This is a genomic window from uncultured Clostridium sp., assembly GCF_947036855.1.
Lineage (GTDB): Bacteria > Bacillota > Clostridia > Clostridiales > Clostridiaceae > Sarcina.
The window spans coordinates 1-25,977 of the sequence record NZ_CAMQRY010000017.1; the positions used below are offsets into that span (position 1 = coordinate 1).

The 25,977-nt window shown below is 31.2% G+C and carries 25 protein-coding genes; all 25 read right to left on the minus strand.

Translation table 11 applies throughout. From position 1 onward, the window contains the following. A partial coding sequence (locus Q0V15_RS03535) for an FAD-dependent oxidoreductase (protein WP_297436066.1) occupies positions 1-2,165 on the minus strand: 2,165 nt, incomplete at its 3' end. Between the two features lie 101 nt (positions 2,166-2,266). After that, positions 2,267-3,274 carry a DMT family transporter gene (locus tag Q0V15_RS03540; RefSeq protein WP_297436067.1) on the minus strand — a complete coding sequence of 336 codons (1,008 nt, stop codon included), beginning with the start codon at positions 3,272-3,274 and terminating at the stop codon, positions 2,267-2,269. A gap of 365 nt (positions 3,275-3,639) precedes the next feature. Then, positions 3,640-4,572 (minus strand): DNA-3-methyladenine glycosylase, encoded by a 933-nt coding sequence (locus Q0V15_RS03545; RefSeq protein ID WP_297436070.1) that lies wholly within the window; start codon positions 4,570-4,572, stop codon positions 3,640-3,642. A gap of 62 nt (positions 4,573-4,634) precedes the next feature. Further along, the gene (locus Q0V15_RS03550) at positions 4,635-5,846 is read right to left on the minus strand and encodes an ammonium transporter (protein WP_297436072.1); all 1,212 of its coding nucleotides are present in this window, start codon (positions 5,844-5,846) and stop codon (positions 4,635-4,637) included. Positions 5,847-6,372: 526 nt separating this feature from the next. Beyond that, the gene (locus tag Q0V15_RS03555; protein WP_297436074.1) at positions 6,373-7,230 is read right to left on the minus strand and encodes an urease accessory protein UreD; all 858 of its coding nucleotides are present in this window, start codon (positions 7,228-7,230) and stop codon (positions 6,373-6,375) included. Beyond that, complete coding sequence (gene ureG, locus Q0V15_RS03560; protein ID WP_297436076.1) at positions 7,220-7,837, minus strand: urease accessory protein UreG; 618 nt, start codon at positions 7,835-7,837, stop codon at positions 7,220-7,222. Before ureG (Q0V15_RS03560) ends, Q0V15_RS03555 begins: the two co-directional genes overlap by 11 nt. Positions 7,838-7,869: 32 nt before the next feature. Then, the gene (locus Q0V15_RS03565; protein WP_297436078.1) at positions 7,870-8,604 is read right to left on the minus strand and encodes an urease accessory protein UreF; all 735 of its coding nucleotides are present in this window, start codon (positions 8,602-8,604) and stop codon (positions 7,870-7,872) included. 4 nt (positions 8,605-8,608) lie between these two features. Beyond that, positions 8,609-9,142 (minus strand): urease accessory protein UreE, encoded by a 534-nt coding sequence (locus Q0V15_RS03570; protein ID WP_297436079.1) that lies wholly within the window; start codon positions 9,140-9,142, stop codon positions 8,609-8,611. Positions 9,143-9,297: 155 nt separating this feature from the next. Further along, the gene (gene ureC, locus Q0V15_RS03575) at positions 9,298-11,013 is read right to left on the minus strand and encodes an urease subunit alpha (RefSeq protein ID WP_297436081.1); all 1,716 of its coding nucleotides are present in this window, start codon (positions 11,011-11,013) and stop codon (positions 9,298-9,300) included. 29 nt (positions 11,014-11,042) lie between these two features. Beyond that, the gene (locus Q0V15_RS03580) at positions 11,043-11,357 is read right to left on the minus strand and encodes an urease subunit beta (RefSeq protein ID WP_297436083.1); all 315 of its coding nucleotides are present in this window, start codon (positions 11,355-11,357) and stop codon (positions 11,043-11,045) included. Positions 11,358-11,380: 23 nt separating this feature from the next. Continuing rightward, complete coding sequence (locus Q0V15_RS03585; protein ID WP_297436085.1) at positions 11,381-11,683, minus strand: urease subunit gamma; 303 nt, start codon at positions 11,681-11,683, stop codon at positions 11,381-11,383. A 192-nt stretch (positions 11,684-11,875) separates the two neighbouring features. After that, positions 11,876-12,721 (minus strand): urease accessory protein UreD, encoded by an 846-nt coding sequence (locus Q0V15_RS03590; protein WP_297436087.1) that lies wholly within the window; start codon positions 12,719-12,721, stop codon positions 11,876-11,878. After that, positions 12,721-13,335 carry an urease accessory protein UreG gene (ureG, locus tag Q0V15_RS03595; RefSeq protein WP_297436089.1) on the minus strand — a complete coding sequence of 205 codons (615 nt, stop codon included), beginning with the start codon at positions 13,333-13,335 and terminating at the stop codon, positions 12,721-12,723. The genes Q0V15_RS03590 and ureG (Q0V15_RS03595) overlap by 1 nt, the downstream gene beginning before the upstream one ends. A 32-nt stretch (positions 13,336-13,367) precedes the next feature. After that, positions 13,368-14,075 (minus strand): urease accessory protein UreF, encoded by a 708-nt coding sequence (locus Q0V15_RS03600; protein ID WP_297436091.1) that lies wholly within the window; start codon positions 14,073-14,075, stop codon positions 13,368-13,370. Further along, positions 14,047-14,499, minus strand: coding sequence for an urease accessory protein UreE (locus Q0V15_RS03605; protein ID WP_297436093.1), 453 nt, complete (start codon positions 14,497-14,499; stop codon positions 14,047-14,049). The genes Q0V15_RS03600 and Q0V15_RS03605 overlap by 29 nt, the downstream gene beginning before the upstream one ends. 150 nt (positions 14,500-14,649) lie before the next feature. Then, entirely contained in the window at positions 14,650-16,365 is a 1,716-nt protein-coding gene (gene ureC / locus Q0V15_RS03610; protein WP_297436095.1) for an urease subunit alpha, read from the minus strand. A 30-nt stretch (positions 16,366-16,395) separates the two neighbouring features. Then, complete coding sequence (locus tag Q0V15_RS03615) at positions 16,396-16,716, minus strand: urease subunit beta (RefSeq protein ID WP_297436097.1); 321 nt, start codon at positions 16,714-16,716, stop codon at positions 16,396-16,398. Between the two features lie 32 nt (positions 16,717-16,748). Next, positions 16,749-17,051: an urease subunit gamma gene (locus tag Q0V15_RS03620; protein WP_297436099.1), complete on the minus strand. Its 303-nt coding sequence runs from the start codon at positions 17,049-17,051 to the stop codon at positions 16,749-16,751. A gap of 342 nt (positions 17,052-17,393) precedes the next feature. Continuing rightward, the gene (gene gltA, locus Q0V15_RS03625) at positions 17,394-18,785 is read right to left on the minus strand and encodes an NADPH-dependent glutamate synthase (RefSeq protein ID WP_297436101.1); all 1,392 of its coding nucleotides are present in this window, start codon (positions 18,783-18,785) and stop codon (positions 17,394-17,396) included. Further along, the gene (locus tag Q0V15_RS03630; protein WP_297436103.1) at positions 18,785-19,675 is read right to left on the minus strand and encodes a sulfide/dihydroorotate dehydrogenase-like FAD/NAD-binding protein; all 891 of its coding nucleotides are present in this window, start codon (positions 19,673-19,675) and stop codon (positions 18,785-18,787) included. The genes gltA and Q0V15_RS03630 overlap by 1 nt, the downstream gene beginning before the upstream one ends. Positions 19,676-19,957: 282 nt before the next feature. Next, entirely contained in the window at positions 19,958-21,157 is a 1,200-nt protein-coding gene (locus tag Q0V15_RS03635) for an iron-containing alcohol dehydrogenase (RefSeq protein WP_297436105.1), read from the minus strand. 149 nt (positions 21,158-21,306) lie between these two features. Then, the gene (locus tag Q0V15_RS03640) at positions 21,307-22,161 is read right to left on the minus strand and encodes a C39 family peptidase (protein ID WP_297436107.1); all 855 of its coding nucleotides are present in this window, start codon (positions 22,159-22,161) and stop codon (positions 21,307-21,309) included. Between the two features lie 169 nt (positions 22,162-22,330). Then, the gene (gene pnuC / locus Q0V15_RS03645; protein WP_297436109.1) at positions 22,331-23,119 is read right to left on the minus strand and encodes a nicotinamide riboside transporter PnuC; all 789 of its coding nucleotides are present in this window, start codon (positions 23,117-23,119) and stop codon (positions 22,331-22,333) included. A gap of 368 nt (positions 23,120-23,487) precedes the next feature. Next, complete coding sequence (locus tag Q0V15_RS03650) at positions 23,488-24,060, minus strand: phosphatase PAP2 family protein (protein ID WP_297436110.1); 573 nt, start codon at positions 24,058-24,060, stop codon at positions 23,488-23,490. 192 nt (positions 24,061-24,252) lie between these two features. Next, positions 24,253-25,953, minus strand: a complete 1,701-nt coding sequence (locus tag Q0V15_RS03655) for an ABC transporter ATP-binding protein (RefSeq protein ID WP_297436112.1) — start codon at positions 25,951-25,953, stop codon at positions 24,253-24,255. Positions 25,954-25,977 lie beyond the last annotated feature (24 nt).

The window sequence follows — 25,977 nt, forward strand, 5'->3', positions numbered from 1 at the left end:
CCTATAAGATTCTTCATTAAATCCCAATATGATATAACTCTCTTACCTTTTGCTGTCTTACTAAAATCTGAATAACATGATGGGCAAACTGTTATAATAACTTCTGCTCCCATATCATCTAAAATATCATTAGCTTTTTTATTTCTAACTTCATATCTTTCATTCTCACCTATAAGATAAGTAACTTTTCCACAACATTGAAGCATAGCACCAACATTTTCAGCACCAAGAGAATCTCTTAAATGTTTCAATGTATTTTCTACCCCTTCAGGTGTGTAAGCTGGAATTGTACATCCTGGAACAAATACATATTTAGTTTTCTTCTTTGGAATATTATTCTCCATCTCTACTCTCTCCTCTTTAGTTTTAGCTTCAACAGTTGTGCAATACTCTTCATCACACTCTTTTTCTTGAATTGCATCACTTGGTTTTAATTCTTCTAAAGGAACTAACCCTTTATTCTCTATTGATAAATTTTCTTTAACAAATCTAAAGTTTGATTTTAAATCTAAGCTTTTAGGACATGCTATTGTACATTGATTACACTCATTACAAGAATAAGCTATCATCTTATCCATGTTCTCAATTCCTTTATCTAAATATTCTTTAAATAAAGTCTTTGGACACTCTGTATATTCATTAAGCATGATACATTCACTCATACAAACTTTACACTGACATTGCTTACATCTATCTGATTCTTTTTTAGCTTCTTCAAATGTATACCCTTTAGCAACCTCATCAAAAGATTTAACTCTTTCTTCTACTAAAAGTTCCTGCATATCTTCTCTTGTTTCTGTTGATTTACTCCAATCAACTTCTCTTTTAAGCTTTGTTTCAAATGTCCAAGTATCAGAAATTTCTCTTCCTTCTGTTAGACTTTCCTTATTTAATAATCTTATAACAGACTGTGCAGCTCTTCTTCCTGTAGCCATAGCTTGTATAACTATTACAGATTCACCAGATGCATCTCCACAGATAAATACTTTTTCATTAGAACTTGATTGCAGTGTTTGCTTATCACACTCAAATGTTGAATTTGGTCTTTGAACTAAAATATCTTTAGCAAATACTCCTTCAACACCTTGTCCTATAGCAAATATAATTGTATCAACTTCTATTTCTTTTATTTCACTATCATCAAAGCTTGGTGCAAATCTCCCCTGTGCATCAAACATTGATAAACATCTTTTTAATATAACAGAAGAAACTCTTCCATTTTCATCAACTTTTATAGTTTTAATAGCCTTTGCATGATTAAAGAATATCCCCTCTGCTTTAGCTCCCTGTATTTCATGGTCTGATGATGCCATTGTGTTAAAACTATCTTCAAGACATATAGAATTTACTTCTTTAGTTTCTGTAAGTCTTCTAGCAGTTCTTGAGCAATCCATTGCTACATCTCCACCACCAACTACAAGAACTTTCTTTCCTGACTCTATAACTTTTCCTGTTAATGAAGCTTCTTTTAAGAATCCTTGTGCACTAAATATTCCTTTAGCATCAAAATTCTCAAGGCTTCTATCAACTCTTCCTTGATGTTTTCCAACTGCAACAATAGTACTATCAAAGCTATTTACTATATCACTAAACTCTCTATCTTTACCAACCTCAAAGTTCATTTCAAACTTAACACCAAGTTTATCTAGATAATTTACTTCCTTCTCAATAATCTCTCTTGGAAGTCTGTATGCTGGAATCCCAACAGCCATCATTCCACCTCTAACTGGAAGTTTTTCAAATACCGTAACTTCGCATCCTTCTTTTCTTAAATCAAGGGCTGCTTGAAGTCCTGATGGTCCAGCTCCTATTATTGCTACTGATTTACCATTGCTCTCTTTAATACTCATATCCCAATCTGATTCATTATCAAAATTATCAGCTGCGAATCTTTTTAAAGATGCAATAGAAATTGGATTTTTAGCCTCATTCCACTTACACTTTGCCTCACATGGATGTGCACAAATTCTACCTAAAATTCCTGGTATAAAAAGCTTTTCTCTTATAACTTTTATAGCCTCTTTACCTTTTTCTTCTTTTATAAGTCTTACATAAGACTTAACATCAGTATGCATAGGACATGTTGCAACACATGCTGCCTTTTCTTCTCCCATACAGTTATCTACAATATTTTTCATATTCTCTAAAACTTCGTGTTTAAGCATAACAAATTCCTCCTAAGTTTAACAACAATCACTTATAATTTTTATCTAGTCTTATATAATACAATATAGTTAGCCCTAAAGCTAACTATATTTAAAATCATTTATTGATTGGTAACTTTTTTATCTTTTTTCTTTTTAAACATAGCTGGGTCTATTGCAAATACAAATACACCAACAACTATAACAACACACCATATAGCAATGTTTGGATCAAAATCTCCAAATAAAATTGCTGTAAATACTACTGACCAGAAAGCCGCTGTACTATTTAATGCTGTTCCCATTGCTGCTCCAATTAAATCAACTGCCTTATACCATGAAAGGTAAGTTATAGCTCCAAGTATAGCTATTAATGCTATCTTATAAACCATTCCTGAACTTACAACATATCCTGCAAGTTTGTAACCTTGGATAGATGGTAATATAAATACTGCGTATGAAATCATAGCGACAAAATATCTAAGACCAAGGAACTGTTGTGGTGTTGCTTCTATATGATCTTCATCTTTTATCTTCTTCATAGCAAATCCAACAATAACTCCCTCAAGTGCCCAACCAAGTACTGCTACTAATGAGAATACTACTCCCATCATGAATGTTTCTGGAACATTTCCTGGCTGTAAACCAAGCATTATTGAACCAAATAAACTTATTGCTATACCTGCAACAGCTCTTTTTGATAATTTTTCTTTAAGTATTAAATATGAAAGGATAGCTCCTACCCCTGGATATATAACAGATATACTAGCTGCATATGGTGTACTAGCATATTTAATTCCTAAAAGATATGCTCCCATTCCTATTGGAGAACCAACAAGTGCTGCAATAGCGGCTGCTTTACCTTTTTTAGTTTTAAATAATAAATAAAATACATGTTTTAACTGTTTCTTAAATAATAAGAATATTGCAATCCAAACAAATGCAAAACTCTCATGGAAGAATGCTGTTACAAGTGGTGCAAACTCAACACTTCTATCACTAATCCCCATTGCTGCATATGTACTTGTAAATGCATTCGTTGTAAATATCTCTTGTACTTTACCAAGTAAAACTCCATCTAGCCCCCAAGCTAGTCCAACTAATATACCAAATAAAAGACCTTTTTTCATATTCGCCTTCGATACCATTTTAATTTCACTCCCCTTAAATAAACTTCTTTTTTTCATTTCTTTTCTATTCATTTCTCTTATATTTCAATTTTATAATATCGTTAAATTTTTTTCAATATAAACCTATGTTTTTTTACATTTTTCGCGTATTTATTTTCACTTTGTATATATTATTAACGTTTTATATATTATTTTGGCAAATTATACCCCGTAAATATTTTCACCCCATTATTCAATTGTTATTTTTTTAACTATCAATTCCATAACTTAGAAGAACCTACATTTGATTAAAAAAACAAAATACTGCATCCATATAAGAAATTTTATTTTTAACTTCCATATATAAATACAGTATTTTTTATTCCCTATAATTTTATTCCATTCTCTCGAGCATAATAAAATAAATATTGTTGTGCTATCCCAGATAACCCACCAAATCGCTCTCTTCCAAACACTCTTATTTTAGGAAGTGATAAATCACTAGCTCCATAAAAATGCATCATTGCTCTCTTAACCCAAATATCAACTGGAAACGCTGATTTTTTCCCCATTGAAAATAACATTATACAATCTGCTACCTTAGCTCCAACTCCATTATAATTTTGAAGTGCCTTGTGACATAGTTCATCATCTAAAGTTATTATTTTATATAAATCATATTTTTCTAAAAACTCTTCTTGATTTTCAATAGTTAACTTTCCTTCATTTATAAGAACTGTATCATTTATCTTGCTTGATGTATCAATAATATATCTACTTCTAAATGAACCACCAGCTTCTTTCATTTCAGCTTCTGTAACTTTAGCTAATACATCTTTAGTTGGAAAAGCATAAAAATCTTTTCCATTATATATTAATTTATTACCCCATCTTTCTGACATCCCCTTAATAGTCTTACTTATAACAGGAATACTATTTCTTGCCGATATAATAAATGATATAACCATTTCAAATGCTTCTTGATTTAAAATTCTTATTCCATCACCATATTTTACAGCCTGACCTAAAAGTTCATCATCTGAAAGTTCTGCTTTTATCTTTGAATAATCTGTAGATAAATCAAAATAATCAAACCATATATTTTTAAAATCCTGCTCATTTGTATTATGAAGTATTATATCTTTTCCAATCTGTTCTACATCTAAAACTTTACCAAAGGCTACACCTATATATCTATACTCACTTTGCTTTTCCCATCTAAAACATTGCCCTGATTCAAAGATTTGCTTTATATCAAAATTCTTAGTATCTTTTAACACCACTGAATTCTCTTTATATTCTATATCTAAATAATCCATATTTCCCCTCCCAAAAGTTTTAAAAAAGGAAGATATGATAATCATATCTTCCTAAATTTATATTAATCATTCATCTCTGAGAACTCACCAAGTAAAGCTTTATCAAGTCCGATTTCTTGCTCTTCTTTAGTTGTTCTAATTGATCCTGTTAAATCACATACTTTAAATACTATGAAAGTAACAACTATTGTATAAACAGTAACTATAACTATTCCTAGTAATTGTATTAAAATTTGGTGTACTCCTGCTTTTACTCCATTTACTGCAGCATTAGCGAATATACCAATTAAGAATGTTCCTGTTAATCCACCCATTCCGTGAACTCCCCAAACATCTAAAGCATCATCCCATTTCATCTTCTTAGCAAAAGCTACGCAGAAGAAACATACGATTGCAGCGATTGCTCCAATTGCAACTGCTGATAATGGTGTAACATAACCAGCAGCAGGTGTGATTGTTGCAAGTCCTGCAACAGCCCCTGTTAAGATTTCTAAGAATGAGAATCTTTTGTGCTCGATATAAGCGATTATCATCCAAACAACCATAGCAACTGCTCCAGCTATTCCTGTGTTTGTGAATGCTATAGCAGCAGTTTGACCACTAGCTAATGCTCCACCTGAGTTAAATCCAAACCATCCGAATAATAGTAAAGCAGTACCTATAGCAACTAGTGTTAAGTTACCAGGTCCTTTTTTATTCTTAACGGCTCTTGGTCCAAAGTACCAAACTCCAACAAGTCCAGCAAATCCAGCTGTGATATGGATAACAGTTCCCCCAGCATAGTCAACAAAACCAAGCTTATATAAGAATCCTCCACCCCATACCCAGTGAGCTACTGGGAAGTAAACTAATAATGTCCAAAGTATTAATACTTTAATCCATCCACCAATTCTAATTCTGTTAGCAAAAGCTCCAGTCATTAGTGGTGCTGTAATAATTGCAAACATTAATTGGTACATAAAGAACATTAAGAATGGTACATGTGAACCATACTGTGCATTAACTGAAAAATTCATTCCATTAAATGCGAAGAATTGAGCTGGATTACCAATAATCCCCCATATGTCCTTACCAAATACTAAACTAAATCCTCCAAATACCCACATTATTGTTACGATTCCAACTGATATGAAAGATTGGAACATCATTGTTAATGAGTTCTTCTTTTCAACAAGTCCACCGTAAAAGAATGCAAGACCTGGAGTCATAATTGCAACAAGTATTGTTGCTACAATCATAAATGCCACGTCACCGTGATTTATAGCGTGCATCATTTTTATTTCCTCCTTTGTTATTCATCTTTTCTTATGACAATCGTCATCTAAAAAAAATATATATAATTTCTTTAAACTAAAAAATATGTATCAAATCTAATTTTATGTATCTCTCACTTTATAATAGAAAGATAACATCTTTATATTCAATTTATTTCAAATCTTATATTATATACTATTTTTCTATTATAAGTAAGTCTTTTCTTTAGTTACTTATAAAGTTTACAACATATTCAGAGATATTTCAATTATTTTTCACACTTTTAATTATTTTTGTAATTATATTAAATTTTCACATTATATCATATTGTTATTTTTTTTAGTTATTAATAAATTTAGTGTTTTCCTAGCTTTAATTTATCATTTTTACAATTTAGATTATGTCTTTTAAAATTTAATTCTCTCTATTTTCTTAATTTTCTTCTATTAACTTCCTAATTTTCCATCTATTCTGTTGCTATTTTTTAATAAAATCGTCATATTTTTTTATAAAATAATAAGCCTAGCAAATTGCTAGACTTATCAACTATCTTTTTCCAAGTTCTAAAGAATTTGATCCAAACTTTTCTTTTCTTATATAATTTATACAAGCAAAAGTAACTTTCTCTAAATCCTGTGTAAGATTACCTAAAACTCTTAGTACAAATCCATTGCATTCAAGTTTTGTTATTCCAACTCTAACATCTAAATTTAATTCTTTAACTTTTTCTCGAAGTAATTCTATAAGCTTCATATTTACTATTTCATCAACTACTATTAGTGAACTATAATTAGAATATCCTTCAAAGAAACCAAGGCTTTCTAAATCATCAACCTTCGTATCTAATTTTAAATTATCAAGCATCATTGCTTTACCATCAACAAACATTCTAAGTTTCATTTGCACACTTGAATATTGAAACCTTTTTCCATCTGGAGACCAACCTGAGTTTAGTCCCTCTGTGTAGAATAATGTTGATGTACTTTTTAAGTTTATAGTTGTATCTTGTCTAAACATTGCATCTTTATATAAGATAACATTATCTGAGATATATTCTAAAACTGAATTATCTTCTACAACTATTTCATTTCTTTGCTGTGATGGAAGTCCATTTAAACATTTATACACTTTAGTTGCTGCCTGAGTTGTAACAATAGCTCTAGCACCTTCTTTTATATGTATAGCAGTTCTAAACTTTTCATTTTCTACATATCCTCCACCAAGTTGCATTAAATAATAACAAGGAACATCATCTGTATCAAGGTATAATGCTCTTGCAAGTTTTGCAATTCCTGTGAAATATGCAGTTTCTGTTTTACTTCTTCCATTTTTTAAATATATCGTTAGTTCACTATTAGCAGCATAATCTTTTTCATTTATAGGATTAAACATACTATTTTTCAATCCCTTCTAATAAACAATTTTTCTTTACCCAAGCTATAACTTTTTGAATCCCTTCATCAGTTTTAAGGTTTGTAAATATAAAGCTCTCTTCATTTCTGAATACCATTGTATCTTTTTTCATTACTTCAAGGTCTGCTCCAACATATGGTGCAAGGTCAATTTTATTTATAACAAATAAATCACTTTTTATCATTCCTTGCCCTGCTTTTCTTGGAATTTTCTCACCTTGTGCAACGTCAATTATATACATTGAAAAATCAACTAAATCTGGGCTAAATGTAGCAGCAAGATTATCTCCTCCACTCTCTACAAATAGTAAGTCTAAATCATCAAATCTACTTTTAAGTTCTTCAACTGCCGCAAAATTCATTGAAGCATCTTCTCTTATAGCTGTATGTGGGCATCCCCCTGTTTCTACACCTATAATTCTATCTTCTGGTAAAACAGAGTTAGCTGCCATAAACTTAGCATCTTCCTTTGTATATATATCATTTGTGATAACTGCACACTTGTAGTCACCCTCCATAACTCTTGTTAATCTCTCTATTAATAGAGTTTTCCCTGCACCAACTGGTCCACCTACTCCTATTACAACTGGTCTTCTCATTTTCAAGACACTCCTTTCAAACTATATATTATTTATGACATGAATAATCTAAATATCTGTGTTTCATGTTTAATTTGTGCCATTTCAAGCCCTGGGATATTCGCACCAAAATCATCTTTTGTAAGTTTACTTATCTTCTCATAAAGATTTTCAAAATCATCTGAAAACTCTTTTAAAATTAATTGCCCATCTTTTTGCCCAAGAGGAATTGTTCTAACTGCATTCTGGATTAAAGTAGAGATTGTCGCATACATATGATATAAAGTTGCTCTCTTAAGTGGAACATTTAAATCATACATAAGCATTGCAAATGCAATTGCTGGATGTCCATATGATTCTTTTTTCTTTATTCTTTCATAATATAAAGAAACAGTCTTTGAATCATATAAATCTAAAAGAAGTTCACACATTCTTTTAGAAACAAGCTTTCCTGCATTTCTTGTTTCCATAGAAACACTTTGAACTGTAATCCATTCATCAAGCTCCCACATACAATCCATCCCTAAAGTTTTTTTATCACAAAGTTCTGAGTCATCATCTTTTGACTCTCCCCCCTCTAAAACTTCATAAACAAATCTTATTGCAAGTGCATCATTTTGACTAAATGAATCTTTTAAAAATGCTCTTACCCAAACTTTTAAACTCTGCGCACTATTAACTTTTTCTGTTCTAAGATAATTTTCCATCCCATATGAGTGGTTAAATGAACCTACTGGAAAATTAGAATCACATAGTTGTAACATTCCTAAAATTTCTATTGAACTCATTTCCTTATACATGTTTATGTCCAAATTCCACATGTCTAAATGCTTTTTCAAGTGTTACATTTTCTCTAGCATATGGAATACTCTCCTCTTTTAATAAATCTTCAACTAAGTTATCATACTCAAGTATCATTAGCCCCTCTTTAAATTGAGCTGGCAGATGTCTATTCCCAAGATTATGTGCTATTTTTCCCATTTCAGTTATACTTGTAGGTTTAATTATTAGTACATCATCTGATTTAACACTAACAACAACCATGTTTTTATCATCCTTATAAAGGATATCTCCATCTTTTAAAATTGTTTCTTTGCTTACAGATATGCCATATTCTTTCCCATGATCTGATGTAACTCTATTTATTCTTTTTAAAAGTTCATCACTTCTTAAATGAATTTTTTCAACATGGATATGTGGCTTATGTGAATGTTCACAGTCTTCCCCATGTTCATGTGAATGCTTATGCTTATCATCATGTGAATGATTATGTTCTGTATCAATGTTTAGGTCATTTATATTACCTAAAACTTTATCTAATATCATAAAATCCCTCCTAAGAATATACCTTATATTTATCAAAATATTTTATATCTCCATTAGTAAAAAAAGAAATATCAAATATTAAAACCGTTAATTATATTATAAATATCTAGCATAGTTCCACTTTGAAACTATGCTAGATTTATATATTTAAATGATTAGAATAAGAAGTATCTTTGTGCCATAGCAAGTTCTGTAGCTGGTTCTGCTCTTATAACCTGACCATCAACACTAACTTCATATGTCTGTGTATCTACTTCAATTTTTGGTGTAGCATCATTTAATTTCATATCTTTCTTTGAAAGGCATCTTATACCACAAACTGGTAAAACTTGTCTTCCAAGACCAAGCTCTTCTTTAATTCCATTTTCAAAAGCTACTTTAGATACAAAAGTGATACATGTTTGCTCTATACCTTTTCCTTTAGCATAGTACATATCTCTTAAAATCTTAGGCTCAATTGTAGGAATTGAAGCATTTGGATCTCCTGAAACTCCCATTGTTGTTAAACCTTTTTTGATTATAGCTTCTGGTTTAACACCAAAGAATTGAGGTGTCCAAACAACTAAATCTGCATATTTACCAACTTCTATTGAACCAATGTATTTATCTACACCTTGTGCAATAGCTGGGTTAATTGTGTATTTAGCAATATATCTTTTAATTCTGTTATTATCACAGCTCTCACAATCTCCTTCAAGCGCTCCTCTGTGTTTCTTCATTTGGTCAGCAACCTGCCAAGTTCTTGTAACAACTTCTCCGATTCTTCCCATTGCAATAGCATCTGAACTTGTCATACTTATAACACCCATGTCATGAAGTACATCTTCTGCTTCAATTGTTTGGTGTCTAATTCTTGAATCTGCAAAAGCTACATCCTCAGGAATTTTATTATCTAAGTGGTGACAAACCATAAGCATATCTAAATGCTCTGCAATTGTATTCACTGTGTAAGGAAGTGTTGGGCTTGTTGAAGCTGGTAATACATTGCTGTACTGAGCAGCTTTGATAATATCTGGAGCATGCCCTCCACCAGCACCTTCTGTATGGAATGTATGAATAACTCTTCCTGCAATTGCATCAATAGTATCTTCTAAGAATCCATACTCATTTAATGTATCTGTGTGGATTGAAACTTGAACGTCATATTTATCAGCTATTTCTAGTGATTTATCAATACAACCTCTTGTAGCACCCCAATCTTCGTGAATTTTTAGTCCAGCAGCACCAGCTTCTATTTGCTCTGCTCCTGTTGCTTCTGTGTGCCCACCAGCTTTTCCTAGAACACCAACGTTTATTGGTAAGTGCTCAAAAGCTTGAAGCATTCTTTTAATATGTAATGGTCCTGGTGTACAAGTTGTAGCATTTGAACCATCATTAGGTCCTGTTCCTCCACCAAATAAAGTTGTAATTCCACCTTGAAGTGCAACCTTAACTTGACCTGGGTTAATAAAGTGAACGTGAGTATCAATTCCTCCAGCAGTAACAATAAATCCTTCTCCTGCTAAAGCTTCTGTTGCAACTCCAACTATGAAGTCAACATCATCCATGATATCTGGATTTCCACCTTTACCGATAGCTAAAATCTTACCATCTCTAACTCCGATATCAGCTTTATAAATTCCTGTGTAATCTATAATTGTTGCACCAGAAATTATAAGGTCAGCTACAAGTGGATTGTTTCTAGACTCTGTTATGTTCATTCCCATACCAGCTCTAAGTGTTTTACCACCACCAAACTTAGCCTCATCTCCATGCTTTGTTAAATCTTTTTCTATTTTTGCAAATAAATCTGTATCTGCAAGTCTGATACTGTCACCAACTGTTGGTCCAAACATATCAGCATATGCCTTTCTATTCATTTCAAAACTCATGATTCGACCTCCTCTTTTGTTATATATTTTTATTTATGATCTAAACATCCATTAACCATGTAGTTTAGTCCATATACTTTTCTGCATCCTTGAATATCTATTAACTGAACTTCTTTTTCATCACCTGGCTCAAATCTTACAGCTGTTCCTGATGGAATATCTAATCTTTTTCCATAAGCTATATCTCTATCAAAATCAAGTTTTGAATTTACTTCAGCAAAATGATAGTGTGAACCAATTTGAACTGGTCTATCTCCTGTATTTACAACTTTTAAACCAATCGCTGTTGTACCTTCATTCATTACTACTTTTTCATCTAATAATTTGTATTCTCCTGGTATCATAATTTTTAAGCCTCCTCTTCTAATTAGTGTATTGGATCATGAACTGTTACAAGTTTTGTTCCATCTGGGAATGTTGCTTCTATCTGTAATGCGTGAATCATTTCTGGAACACCTTCCATAACTTCATCAGCAGAAAGAACTTCTCTACCTGTTGACATTAATTTTTCAACTGGTACCCCATCTCTTGCACCTTCCATAAGAAAATCTGCTATAACAGCCACCGCTTCTGGGTGATTAAGCTTTAAGCCTCTTGTTTTTCTTTTTCTAGCTACATCAGCTGCAACTACTACCATTAATCTTTCTTGCTCTCTTAATGTAAATTTCATCTATTTCCCTCCTTTGTTAAATCTCTTAGTTCTAATAACATTAAATTTTATAAAATCTTTTACCTTGTTCTAGAATAGTTTAACCACAAAATTTTCAATTATACTCAAAAAACTCATATATTTTTCCATAAAAAAGAGCTAATTAAAATGTGATTATCACTATCTTAATTAACTCTTTTACTATATTAAAATTTATCTTTTCCCAAGTTCTAATGGATTTGCATCAAATTTTTCTTTTCTTATATAATTTATACAAGCAAATATAACCTTCTCTAAATCTTGAGTTAAGTTTCCCAAAATTCTTAAAACAAAGCCACTACATTCAAGTTTTGTTATACCAACTCTAACATCTAAGTTTAACTCTTTCACAAGTTCTCTTAAAGTATCTATTAAAGTGCTATTAACCATATTATCAATAAATATCATTGAACTATAATTACTAAACTCTTCAAAAAAACCTAAAGATGTTAAATCATCTTCTCTTGGATTTAGTTTTAAATTATCAAGCATTACAAGTTTACCTTCAACATATAGTTTAAGCTTCATTTGTAGGCTTGAATATTGAAACTTTTGTCCATCAGGTGACCATCCTGAAGTAAGTCCCTCAGTATAGACAAGTGATGATGTATCTTTAAGCTTTATAACTGTTTCCTGCTTAAACATAGCATCTTTATATAAAATAACATTATCTGAAACATACTCAAGTGTAGCATTCTCATCAACAAATATTTCATTCTTTTGATATGACGGAAGATTATTAATGCACTTATAAACTTTTGTTGCAGCCTGTGTTGTAACAATAGCCCTAGCATCTTTTTTAATATGTATACATGACCTAAACTTTTCATTTTCTACATATCCACCACCAAGTTGCATTAGATAATAACATGGAACTCCATCTGTATCTAAATATAAAGCTCTTGCAAGTTTTGCAATTCCAGTAAAATATGATTTTTCTGTTTTAAATTTACCATTCTTATTAAAAATAGTAAGTTCACTATTAGCTGCATATTCTTTCTCATTTATTATAGAAAACATTATTTAGCTATCCCTTCTAAAAGGCAGTTTTTTTGAATCCATGAAACAACACTCTCTACACCTGCATCAGTTTTTAAGTTTGTAAATATAAAGCTATTCTCATTTCTAAATACCATTGTATCTTTTCTCATAACTTCAAGGTCTGCTCCAACATATGGTGCAAGGTCAATTTTATTTATAACAAATAAATCACTCTTTATCATTCCTTGTCCAGCTTTTCTTGGAATTTTCTCTCCCTGAGCAACGTCAATTATATACATTGAAAAATCAACTAAATCAGGACTAAATGTAGCTGCAAGATTATCTCCGCCGCTCTCTAAGAATATAATATCTAAATCATCAAACTTAGCCTCTAAATCTTCTATTGCTGCAAAGTTCATTGAAGCATCTTCTCTTATAGCTGTATGTGGACATCCACCTGTTTCAACTCCAACTATTTTATCCTCTGATAAAACTGAGTTTTTAACCATAAATTTAGCATCTTCTTTTGTATATATATCATTTGTGATAACTGCACACTTGTAGTCACCCTCCATAATTCTTGTTACTCTCTCTATTAATAAAGTTTTTCCAGCTCCAACTGGTCCACCTATTCCTATAACTACTGGTCTCATATTAAGACACTCCCTTCTTCTTTAGTATTAAATTAAGACATAAATAATCTAAATATCTGTGTTTCATGTTTAATCTGTGCCATTTCAAGTCCTGGTATATTAGCACCAAAATCATCTCTTGTTAATGTTTCTATATACCCATATAAATTCTCAAAGTTATCAGAGAATTCTTTTACAATAAGTTGTCCATCTTTTTGCCCTAGAGGTATTGTTCTAACTGCATTTTGTACAAGTGTAGAAATTGTTGCATACATATGATACATAACTGCTCTTTTTAAAGGTATACCTTTTTCATATGTTAAAATGGCAAAAGCTATTGCAGGGTGTCCATAGACTTCCTTTTTAACAATTTTCTTTTTGTATATCTCAAGCATTTTTGAATCATATAAATCTAAAAGTAAATCACACATTCTTCTAGCTACAAGTCTTGCTGCATTTCTTGTTTCCATAGCAATACTTTGAGCTGTTATCTCTTCATCAACTTCCCAAATACTCTCTATATCATTTTTCTCTAAGAACTCATATACAAATCTAATTGCAAGTGCATCATTTTGTGCAAATGAATCTTTAAGGAATGCTTTAACCCACGCTTTTAAAGTATTAGCACTATTCACTTTTTCTGTTCTAAGATAATTTTCCATCCCATATGAGTGGTTAAATGAACCAACAGGAAAATTAGAATCACATATTTGAAGCATCATTAAACTTTCATTAAACATGCTTGTGACCAAACTCAACATGTCTAAATGCTTTTTCTAAAGTAACATGCTCTCTTGAGTATTTTATTCCCTCTTCTTTTAATAAATCTTCAACAAGTTTATCATATTCAAGAACCATCATTCCATCTCTAAATTGTGCTGGAAGATGTCTATTTCCAAGGTTATGAGCTATTTTACCCATTTCATTTATTGTTTCTGGTTTAATTATAATAACATCATCTGACTTAACAACAACAACTATCATATTATGACCATCATTGAAAAGTATATCTCCATCTTTTAAAACTTCACTCTTATCTATTGTAATTCCATACTCTGTTCCATGATCTGATGTAACCCTATTAATTCTCTTTAAAAGCTCATCACTCTTTAAGTATATTTTCTCCATGTGAGCTGCCTTTGTATATTCTTCATGTACATTCCCTACTATTTTATCTAATATCATTTTAAATTCCTCCTATTATTTTATCTTTGGTTTTAAATCCAATTGAATAAATCTTTACCTATATAAAAACTTATTCAATTGGATTTTTATATAAATATCTAGCATAGCCACTTAGGCTATGCTAGATAGAACTTACCTACATTTTAAAAACTAGAATAAGAAGTATCTTTGAGCCATTGGTAATTCTGTAGCTGGTGCAGCTTTTAGAACTTCCCCATTAACACTTACTTCGTATGTCTGTGGATCAACCTCTATTACAGGCATCACATTGTTAAGTTTCATATCTTTCTTAGTTAAGTTTCTTATACCATGTACTGGTAAAACTGTTCTTTCAAGACCAAGTTCTTCTTTAATTCCATTATCAAAAGCAACTTTTGAAACGAAAGTTAAGCATGAATCTGCAATTCCTTTTCCTTCAGCATAGTACATTTTTCTTAATGTTCTTGGTTGAATTGTAGGGATTGAAGCATTTGGATCTCCTGAAACTGCCATTGAGATATAACCTTTTTTGATTATCATTTCTGGCTTAACTCCAAAGAATTGTGGTGACCATAGTACTAAATCAGCATATTTACCTTCTTCTACTGAACCTATATACTCACTTATTCCTTGTGCGATAGCTGGGTTTATTGTATATTTAGCAACATATCTTTTGATTCTGTTGTTATCAGCAAACTCACTATCGCCTTCTAAAGTTCCTCTATGATTTTTCATATGGTGAGCTACTTGCCAAGTTCTTGTTACAACTTCTCCAACTCTTCCCATAGCCATAGCATCTGAACTTGTCATACTTATAACACCCATATCATGAAGAATATCTTCAGCTTCGATTGTTTGATGTCTAATTCTTGAATCTGCAAAAGCTACATCCTCAGGAATTCTAGGGTCTAAGTGGTGACAAACCATAAGCATATCTAAATGCTCAGCTATTGTATTAATTGTATATGGAAGTGTTGGACTTGTTGAAGCAGGTAGTACATTTAAATACTGTGCAGCTTTTATGATATCTGGAGCATGTCCACCACCAGCACCTTCAGTATGGAATGTATGTATTCCTCTTCCACCAATTGCATCCATAGTATCTTCTAAGAATCCAAACTCATTTAAAGTATCTGAGTGAAGTGAAACTTGTACATCATACTTATCAGCAATCTCTAAAGATTTATCAAGACAAGCTCTTGTAGCACCCCAATCTTCATGAACTTTAATTCCAGCAGCTCCAGCTTCAATTTGCTCAACTCCTGGTGCTAAATCATGTGATCCACCTTTAGCAAGGAAACCAACGTTTATTGGCATATGTTCAAATGCTCTAAGCATTCCTTTAACATGATATGGTCCAGGTGTAGATGTAACAGCATTTGATCCATCAGCAGGACCTGTTCCTCCACCAAATAATGTTGTGATTCCACCTTGAAGTGCACAAGTTGTGATATCAGGGTTAATGTAGTGAACATGTGTATCAATTCCACCAGCAGTTATTATGTATCCTTCTCCTGCTAAAGCTTCTGTTGCAATTCCAACTATAAAATCTACATCATCCATGATATCAGGGTTTCCACCCTTACCTATAGCAAGTATCTTACCATCTCTGATTCCGATATCTGCTTTATATATACCTGTATAATCTATTATTGTAACTCCTGAAATTATAAGGTCAGCTACAAGTGGATTTGATCTTGATTCTGTTATGTTAACTCCCATACCAGCTCTTAGTGTTTTACCACCACCAAATTTACACTCATCTCCGTGCTTAGTTAAATCTCTTTCTATTTGTGCAAATAAATTTGTGTCAGCAAGTCTGAAGCTATCTCCAACTGTTGGTCCAAACATATCTACATATGATTTTCTATTCATATCAAAGCTCATGTTTTATTCCTCCTCTTTTGTAATTTTCAATTATTTTCTTTTTGCATCTAAGTTTCCGTTTACTTTATCATTTAATCCATAAACATTTCTTGCCCCTTGGATATCAATAAGGTTAACTTCTTTCTCATCACCTGGCTCAAATCTTACAGCTGTTCCTGATGGAATATCAAGTCTTTTTCCGTAAGCAATATCTCTATCAAAAATAAGCTTAGTGTTAACTTCTGCAAAATGATAGTGTGAACCAACTTGAACTGGTCTATCCCCTGTATTTGTAACTCTAAGTTTTATATTTTCTTGTCCTTCATTTATAACAACTTTATCTTTACTTAAAATATATTCTCCTGGTATCATAACTGAAACCCTCCTGTCCTAATCTTTATCTATTATTGAATTGGGTCATGTACTGTTACAAGTTTTGTTCCATCTGGGAATGTCGCCTCAACTTGAATTGAGTGAATCATTTCTGGAATTCCTACCATAACTTCTTCTGATGTAATTACATTTCTTCCTTCTGACATTAAATGCTCAACAGTATGTCCCTCTCTAGCACCCTCTGTTATAAAATCACTTATTAAAGCAACTGACTCAGGGTAATTAAGTTTTATCCCTTTTGCAAGTCTTCTTCTAGCCACATCAGCAGCAACAACCATCATTAATCTCTCTTGTTCTCTTAATGTAAATTTCATAATAATTCCTCCTTTGTTTAAAAGTATTTATTTGTTAAAAATAAATTCATATATATCTATTTTAGAGTAGACATATATAAAGAATACATTTTACCAATTTTTTAGTCAAATCAACCATTTTTACTCTTTCATATGCAAAATATGCTAATTAATTAATAATTTATCAAAAAAAAGCTATTTTATTATAATCTATTAGTATTAACCTTGAATAAATAATCAATATATTAATAATTTAAGAACAAGCTATTTTTTCAAATATTTTTTCAAATAAAAAGTAGCAAAAAAAAACAAGCATTTTAATAATTTAAAATGCTTGTTTTAGAATTTATTTATAATTTAATTTTATCCTTTAGATTTTATATATTCATCTATTCCTTTAGCAGCATTTTTACCTGCTCCCATTGCAAGAATTACTGTAGCAGCACCTGTTACAGCATCTCCTCCAGCAAAAACGCCCTCTCTTGATGTTGCACCATTTTCTTCAGTTGCAACAATACATTCCCATCTATTAATCTCAAGTCCTTTTGTTGTAGAACTGATAAGTGGATTAGGAGATGTTCCAAGTGACATTATTACAGCATCAACTTCTAGTGTGAACTCTGAACCTTCAACTACCATAGGTCTTCTTCTTCCTGATGCATCAGGCTCTCCAAGTTCCATTTTCACACAAGTCATACCTCTAACCCATCCATTTTCATCTTCTAAAATTTCTGTTGGATTAGTTAAAACATCAAAAATAACTCCCTCTTCCTTAGCATGATGAATTTCTTCTCTTCTTGCTGGAAGCTCTGCATCACTTCTTCTATAAACAACATGAACCTCTGAACCAAGCCTTAAAGCAGTTCTTGCTGCATCCATTGCTACATTTCCACCACCAACAACAGCTATTTTTTTAGCAATTGTTATAGGAGTATCATATGAAGTATCATATGCTTTCATAAGATTACTTCTTGTTAAAAACTCATTAGCAGAGAATACACCATTAGCATTTTCTCCTTTAATACCCATGAACTTTGGAAGCCCTGCACCTGAACCAATAAATACTGCCTCAAATCCCTCTTCATTTAAAATTTCATCAATTGTTACAGTTCTACCCACTATAACATTAGTTTCAATTTTAACTCCAAGTTTCATTACATTTTCAATTTCTGTTTTAACAACAGTTTCTTTAGGTAGTCTAAATTCTGGAATCCCATAAACTAAAACTCCACCAGCCTCATGTAATGCTTCAAAAATTGTAACATCATATCCCATTTTAGCTAAATCCCCTGCACAAGTAAGTCCAGCTGGACCACTCCCTACAACAGCAACTTTTTTACCATTCTTCTCTATATCAATTTTAATTTCAATATTATTTTCTCTAACATAGTCAGCAACAAACTTCTCAAGCTTACCAATTGCAACTGCCTCACCTTTAATTCCTAAAACACATTTACCCTCACATTGAGTTTCTTGTGGACACACTCTACCACAAACTGCTGGAAGTGCAGAATCTCTAGCAATAACCTCTGCTGCTCCCTTTAAATCTCCCTCTTTAACTCTTCCTATAAAAGCAGGAATATCAATAGCAACAGGGCAATCAACTACACACTTTGGCTTTTTACATCCAAGGCATCTACTAGCCTCTTCCATTGCAAGTTCTAAGTTATATCCCTGACATACTTCTTCAAAATTAGTAGCTCTTATTTTTGCATCTTGCTCACGCACAGCAGTTCTTTTTAAATTAAGTGCCATTACTTTTCACCTCCACAATTTCCACATCCACCGTGGTGTGTATTACCCTCAGTAGCTTTAAGCATCTTTCTACCCTCATAAGTTTTATAAATTTGATGTCTTCTCATAGCTTCATCAAAATTAACTAAATGACCATCAAACTCAGGTCCATCAACACAAGCAAATTTAACTTCATCCCCAACTGTAACTCTACAAGCACCACACATACCTGTACCATCAACCATTATAGGATTAAGACTTACTATTGTTGGAATCTCTAACTTCTTAGTTACAAGAGCTACAAACTTCATCATAATCATAGGTCCTATAGTTACAACCTCATCATATTTTTTACCCTTATTTAAAACTAAATCTTCTATAAGATTTGTAACAAGTCCTTTAAATCCAGCAGACCCATCATCTGTTGCAAGATATAACTCACTAGCAACTTTTCTCATCTCATCTTCTAAAATAATAATATCCTTATTTTTTGCACCAATTATAACATCAGCATCAATTCCATTTTCATGTAACCACTTAACTTGTGGATATACTGGAGCAGTTCCAATTCCACCAGCTACAAATAATATCTTCTTATTCTTTAATTTTTCTAAATCCTCATTTACAAATTCTGACTCTCTTCCAAGAGGACCAACAAAATCTCTAAATGAATCTCCCTCTTCAAGTTTTGCCATCTTAAGAGTTGATGCACCAAGTGTTTGGAATACAATTGTTACAGTCCCCTTATTTTTATCATAATCTGCTATAGTTAAAGGAATTCTCTCCCCTTTTCCATCTATCTTAACTATTACAAACTGACCTGGATTAGCTGATTTTGCAACCCTCTCAGCCACTACATCCATAAGATATATGTTATTTGCAAGTTCTACTTTTCTAGTAATTTTATACACCCTAAAATACCCCCTAAATTATAAATTAATTAAAATTATACATTTTTTCCATTATTTTATCAATTAAATGACGGTTTTTTTATTAAATTTCTTTAATAAATTCATTTTTATTTCTAAATATAAGTATTAAATAATTTTCAAATTCATTCTTATATCATAAAAAAAGTTCAACTTCACAAATATATTAAATATAGGAAGCTGAACTTTTTATTTATAAATTCAATTTTAACTTTAATCTAATTTCACTAAACTAAACTATCTAATAAATAGATTTATAATTTTTTAAAAATCTACCTTTGTTCCATAGAATGTAGCTTCATAAACTTTTTGCATCTCTTCATTTGAAATAGTTCTTGGATTTGAACCTGTACAAGCATCTAAAACTGCTCTCTCAGAAATCATTTGAACCTTAGCTTTAAACTCATCCTCATTAACTCCAAACTCTTTTATTGTAGCAGGAATATTCATAGAAACATTCATCTCCTTAATCATTCCTGTTAATGAATCAACAAGTTCTTCATCAGTATTACCTAAAAGTTCTAATCTTTTAGCTATAGTAGCATATCTATCCATACAAGCTTTTTTATTAAAATCTATTACATATGGAAGATATATTGCATTTGCACAACCATGTGGAATATGGAAAACTTCATTTGCTTCAATTCCACCCTCATGGAATATAGCTCCTGATTTATGTGCCATACTATGAGTAATTCCTAGTAAAGCATTTGAAAATGCCATTCCAGCCATACACTGTGCATAGTGCATTTGCTCTCTTGCATCTGTATCTCCATTAAATGATTTTAATAAATTCTCTTTTATCATCACAATAGCCTCTAAAGCTAATGGATTTGTAAATGGTGAATGTAAAGTAGCAACATATGCTTCAATTGCATGAGTTAAAGCATCCATTCCCGTATGTGCAACAAGCTTTGCTGGCATTGTCTGTGCAAGGTCTGGGTCAACTATTGCTATATCTGGTGTTATATTATAATCCGCAAGTGGATATTTTATTCCTTTTGAATAATCTGTTATAACAGAAAATGCTGTAACCTCTGTAGCTGTACCTGATGTTGATGGAATTGCTACAAATATTGCTTTATTTCTAAGCTCTGGAATCGTAAACGGATCTTTTATATCATCAAAAGTTTTATCTGGATGCTCATAGAATACCCACATAGCCTTAGCTGCATCAATTGGTGAACCTCCACCAACAGCAACAATTACATCTGGTCCAAATGCTTCCATCTTTTTAGCTCCTGCTAAAACTGTTTCAACTGATGGGTCTGGCTCAACTCCATCTATAATATCAACTTCAAGCCCTGCTTCTTCTAAATAGCTAACTATTTTATCAAGAAAACCGAATCTTTTCATTGATCCGCCCCCTACAACAATACTAGCTTTTTTCCCTTTAATTTCTTTTAAATACTCTAGAGAACCTTTTTCAAAAAATGTGTTTCTTGGAAGTGTAAATCTTTTCATTTTAAATCAAACTCCTATCAAAATAAAATACTTATACTTACTATTATTCTCTATTAAGGTAATAAATCCCTTTTTATTTCAGAAAAAAATTTTTTAACAATAAAATTTATCATTTTACCATTAAAAAATCTTTATTATAATACTTGTCCTTATTTAGAAAACACCCAAAACGCCCTAGATTCTTTGACTATTAACTCTGGACTCCAAGACTCATTTGTATGAGCTATACTATCAGGGTCATTAACTAGAATTTTATTATCTTTAGTTATTCCTCTTAAAACTATAAAGTGTCCTGTTGTTGTAAATACCCCAGGTCCTACTGATGCTATCATTGGCTCACCTTTTTTTAAACAAGCTTCCATATCTGCAACATTTACTTTTACATATCTTGATTTTACTCCAAAATGATTAGCACCTTTAATCATTAAAGACCACTTTGTCCCAACACCATCAAAGTAAAATTTATTTTTCATTGCATAATTACCTACAAATAAAGGATTAGCTTTTAAATTACCTGTAAGCCCAACAATAATCATAGATAAAGATGTTGGTCCACATCCATTAAGTGCCATAAATCCATCGCCATACTGAGCATATCCCCATCTCTTATCCCATTGAATAAATGATGGAATCTCACCTTTTTTATAATCATCTTTTATAGAAATACTTTTATTTAAATATTTTGCCCTGTCCTTATAATCATCTACAAAATTAATAGTTTCACTATGTCTTCCTGCAAGTTCTATAAGTGGCATTGGATATTTTTTATAATTTTTTAAAATATCCCTAACATCTTGATTGCTAGGTACTTCCTTTAATAAATTACCTACTAATTTATTTTTTGAATCTTTAATCGCTACAGGTATACTAGCATAATAATCAATAGGTTTCTTTTGTGGTTTATTATTTAATGCCTTTAAACCAAATACACAGAGTATAATTATTATAATACCTAGAACTATTCCTATTGGTATAAATACTTTTTTATTTAACTTTTTAATCAACCTTTTACCCCTTTCCCAATTAATTCATTTCTAGGTAATAATATCATCTTTTTCTAATAAATTTATATCAAAGTAATATCAATTGTCACTTTTTGTTTAATTTACTTATATATTTACAAAGCAAAAAAAGCCACTATTCTAAAATAGTGACTTTTTTATCATTTATATTTTAGGCAGCTGCCTTACCGCCTTTTTGCTCTCTACCAAGCTTTTTCCAAACCATTAATCCATATATAGCATTTATTGTGAATTGAACCCACATAATTGCTCCTGATAATGTTGCAAATGAGAAGTTTGAATGATGTGAAAGTGCTATTACATAAAGTAATATTCCAACACCATCTCCAACAATCCAGAAGTACCAAGTTTCCTTATATCTAAGTGTTGATACAACAACTGCAAATATCATTATTGTAGCTGTGAATGAATCTATATACCAAACAGTATCTCTTGGAATTGTAACTCCTAAAGTTGAATGTAATATTTCTGGAAGGAAATATACAAATGCAGCATAAGCAGCCCAAACTACTATTATTCCAATTATTATATATACCCAAGTAGCAGGTTTTAAACTTTTAATTTCAATAGTTGATGCTGTTTCATCATCACCCTCATGCTTGCTTTCTTTAGCACTCTTGCTCCAAGCATATAAACCATAACAGTTCATTGGTAACATATAAACAACATATAATATAACTTCAGCATACATATGATTGTATATTGAAATTACTATGTAAAATAGTGTATTAACAATTCCCCATACATACGCGGCTACCTCAGCCCTCGCAGTATAAATACCTGCTAATAATCCTGAAAGTGTTGATATAAGACCTACTATAACTAATAAATCAATCTTCCCTCCAGTAAATAACGGAACAAAGAATAAAATTAAATTAAGTATTAGAAATAGTAAAAAGTATACCTTATGGAACGGTGAGTATTTTTTAAAAAAATTCATTAGTACCTCCTAAAATTGCCTTATCTTTTGTTTTACCTATTTGTATAACTTATTTTCTTATTAGCATAACCTAAAAAGCTTTTTTTTATTCAAAAAAATATTCATCTCACTTCTATGCTAATAACTTGTCCTTTATCATTATAAACAACTAATGATATTGTTTACATATCATTTTAAAAAAATGTAACCTTTGTTACATTTCAGACACATTGTTTATATTATCTCTATTTTATATCATAATTATACATTTTTCAATAGCAAATTATAAGTTTTTTTATTATTTTTATTATTTAAAGCCATATTTAGTATATATTATATACTAAAAAACAAGCATATATCTACTGATAGTAGATATATGCTTGTCTATATTATCTTTTTTCAATTCTTAACATCACAAGTATTCTTCTAAAATATTTTTTTAATATTATTTTATAGAAGAAGAATGCAAGTATACTACTCACTATTCCTATTATCGCTCCAGCAATTACATCTGTTGGATAATGAACTAATAAGAATGGTCTTGAAACCATTATGCAAATAGCCAATATATATAATGGTAATTTCCATTTTCTAAAGAAATGCCCAAGTACAAATGCTCCAACAAAAGCTGCTGCTGCATGTCCTGATGGGAATGAATATGAATGTGGTGCTACACCAATCACAGAATTTAATAATTCTGGGTGTGTTAAAAATGGTCTTGGTTCTTTAACGCCATGCTTTAAAACTTCAACTATAACTAAATTTATAAATGATGCAAAAAACACCATAAATCCTGCTTTTCTATGTTTAACTGTTACAAGTAATATAAGCGCTATTACAAGAAATACAAGTCCATCAGTCCCAATAAGTGTGAACCCTTGCATTATTTTGTCTATCATTGGACCATGCCAAGCCTTAAATTGGTTTAGAATAGCCATATTAAAAGTATCTAACATTCCCATTTGTCCCTCCAAATTTTCATCTTTCGTTATTTATTGTCTATGTAATATTATAATACTTTCAACAGATTGTCCATATTTCTAACCCTATATATCTAGGTAATTACACCTATAAATTATTTGATTTTTTTCTAGCAACAACCATTATTTGAAAAATTAAAAAGAAGCAGTAAAAACTGCCTCCCTAATTCTATATTATAACGAATGTAACATTGAATAAACACCCTCACCATCTATAAGCTCATTATGTGTTCCTCTCTCAACAATACCTTCTTTTCCAATTACAATTATCTCATCAGAATTTTGTATAGTCGTAAGTCTATGTGCAACAACAAGTGTTGTCCTATTCTTACTTAATTCCTCTAATGAATTTTGTATTTCTTTTTCTGTTACATTATCAAGTGCTGAAGTAGCCTCATCTAAAATTAATATAGCAGGATTCTTTAAAAACACCCTAGCTATTGATATTCTCTGCTTTTGCCCACCAGAAAGTTTAACCCCTCTCTCACCAACAAAAGTTTCATAACCATTTTCAAGACCCATAATAAAATCATGTAAACTAGCATTTTTAGCTGCTTCTATAACTTCCTCATCACTTGCACCAATTTTTCCATATGCAATATTCTCTCTAATACTTCCTGTAAATAAGAAAACATCTTGTTGAACAACTCCAACATTATTCCTAAGTGATTCAAGTTTTATATCCTTAATACTTGTCCCATCAATTTTAATATCTCCATCAGTAAACTCATAAAATCTAGGAATAAGATTACAAATAGTTGTTTTTCCACCACCAGATGAACCAACAAGTGCTATCATCTTTCCAGCTTCAATTTCTAAATTAAACTCTTTAAGTATCTCTGTTCCTTCACTATACTTAAATCCTACATTTTCAAAACTAATATTCCCTTTAACATTTTTAAGTTCTACTGCATCAACCAATTCTTTTTCTTCTTCCTCTTCAATAATCTCCATAAATCTTCCGAAACCTGTCATCCCATTTTGAAGCATCTCATTAAAGTTAATAAGTTTCCTAATTGGTTGTAAAAACATTTTTATATATAAAATATAAGCTGCTAAATCTCCAAGACTTATTCTACCAAGATAAGTGAAATACCCTGCTGCTATAAGAACTATAAGTTCTAGTAAATCTATAAATAATAACATTCCTGAAAAATATTCTGCCATTTTTTTATATGCTACTTCTCTCGCATCTTTAAATATCCCATTACATTTATCAAACTTTTTAGCCTCGTATTTTTTATTTGAAAATGACTTAGTAACTCTAATACCAGAGATACTATTTTCTATAGTAGCATTAACTTCACCAGTTCTCTCCCTAGTTTTTTTAAAAGCATTCATCATTCCTTTTCGCTTCTTTAAAGTAAACAAAATTCCAAATGGTAAAATAGCAAAAACTATAATTGTAAGCTCTAAATTAATAGTGCTAAGTATTCCAAATGAACCAAGTAACATAACTATTGATATAAATAAATCTTCAGGTCCATGATGTGCAAGTTCTGAAACCTCATTTAAATCATTAACTATTCTAGACATTATTACCCCTGTTTTATTATCATCAAAATATTTATTAGGTAATTTTTGTAGTTTCTTAAATAAGTCATCTCTCATATCCCCTTGCATTCTAACCCCAACTACATGACCTTGATACTGCATAAAATAATTAAGCCCTGCCTTAAATATAAATATCCCTACAAGTACTATTCCAAACACCCATAACATCCTCAAATTCTTATTTGGTATAACATCATCTATTATTTGTCTTGTCAGCATTGGATAAAACAAATCACAAACTGCAACTAAAAAAGCTGCTAATATATCTAAAAAAAACAATTTTTTATATGGTCTATAGTATCGTATAAATGCTCTTATCATCTCTTATCCCCCTTTTATTAATTT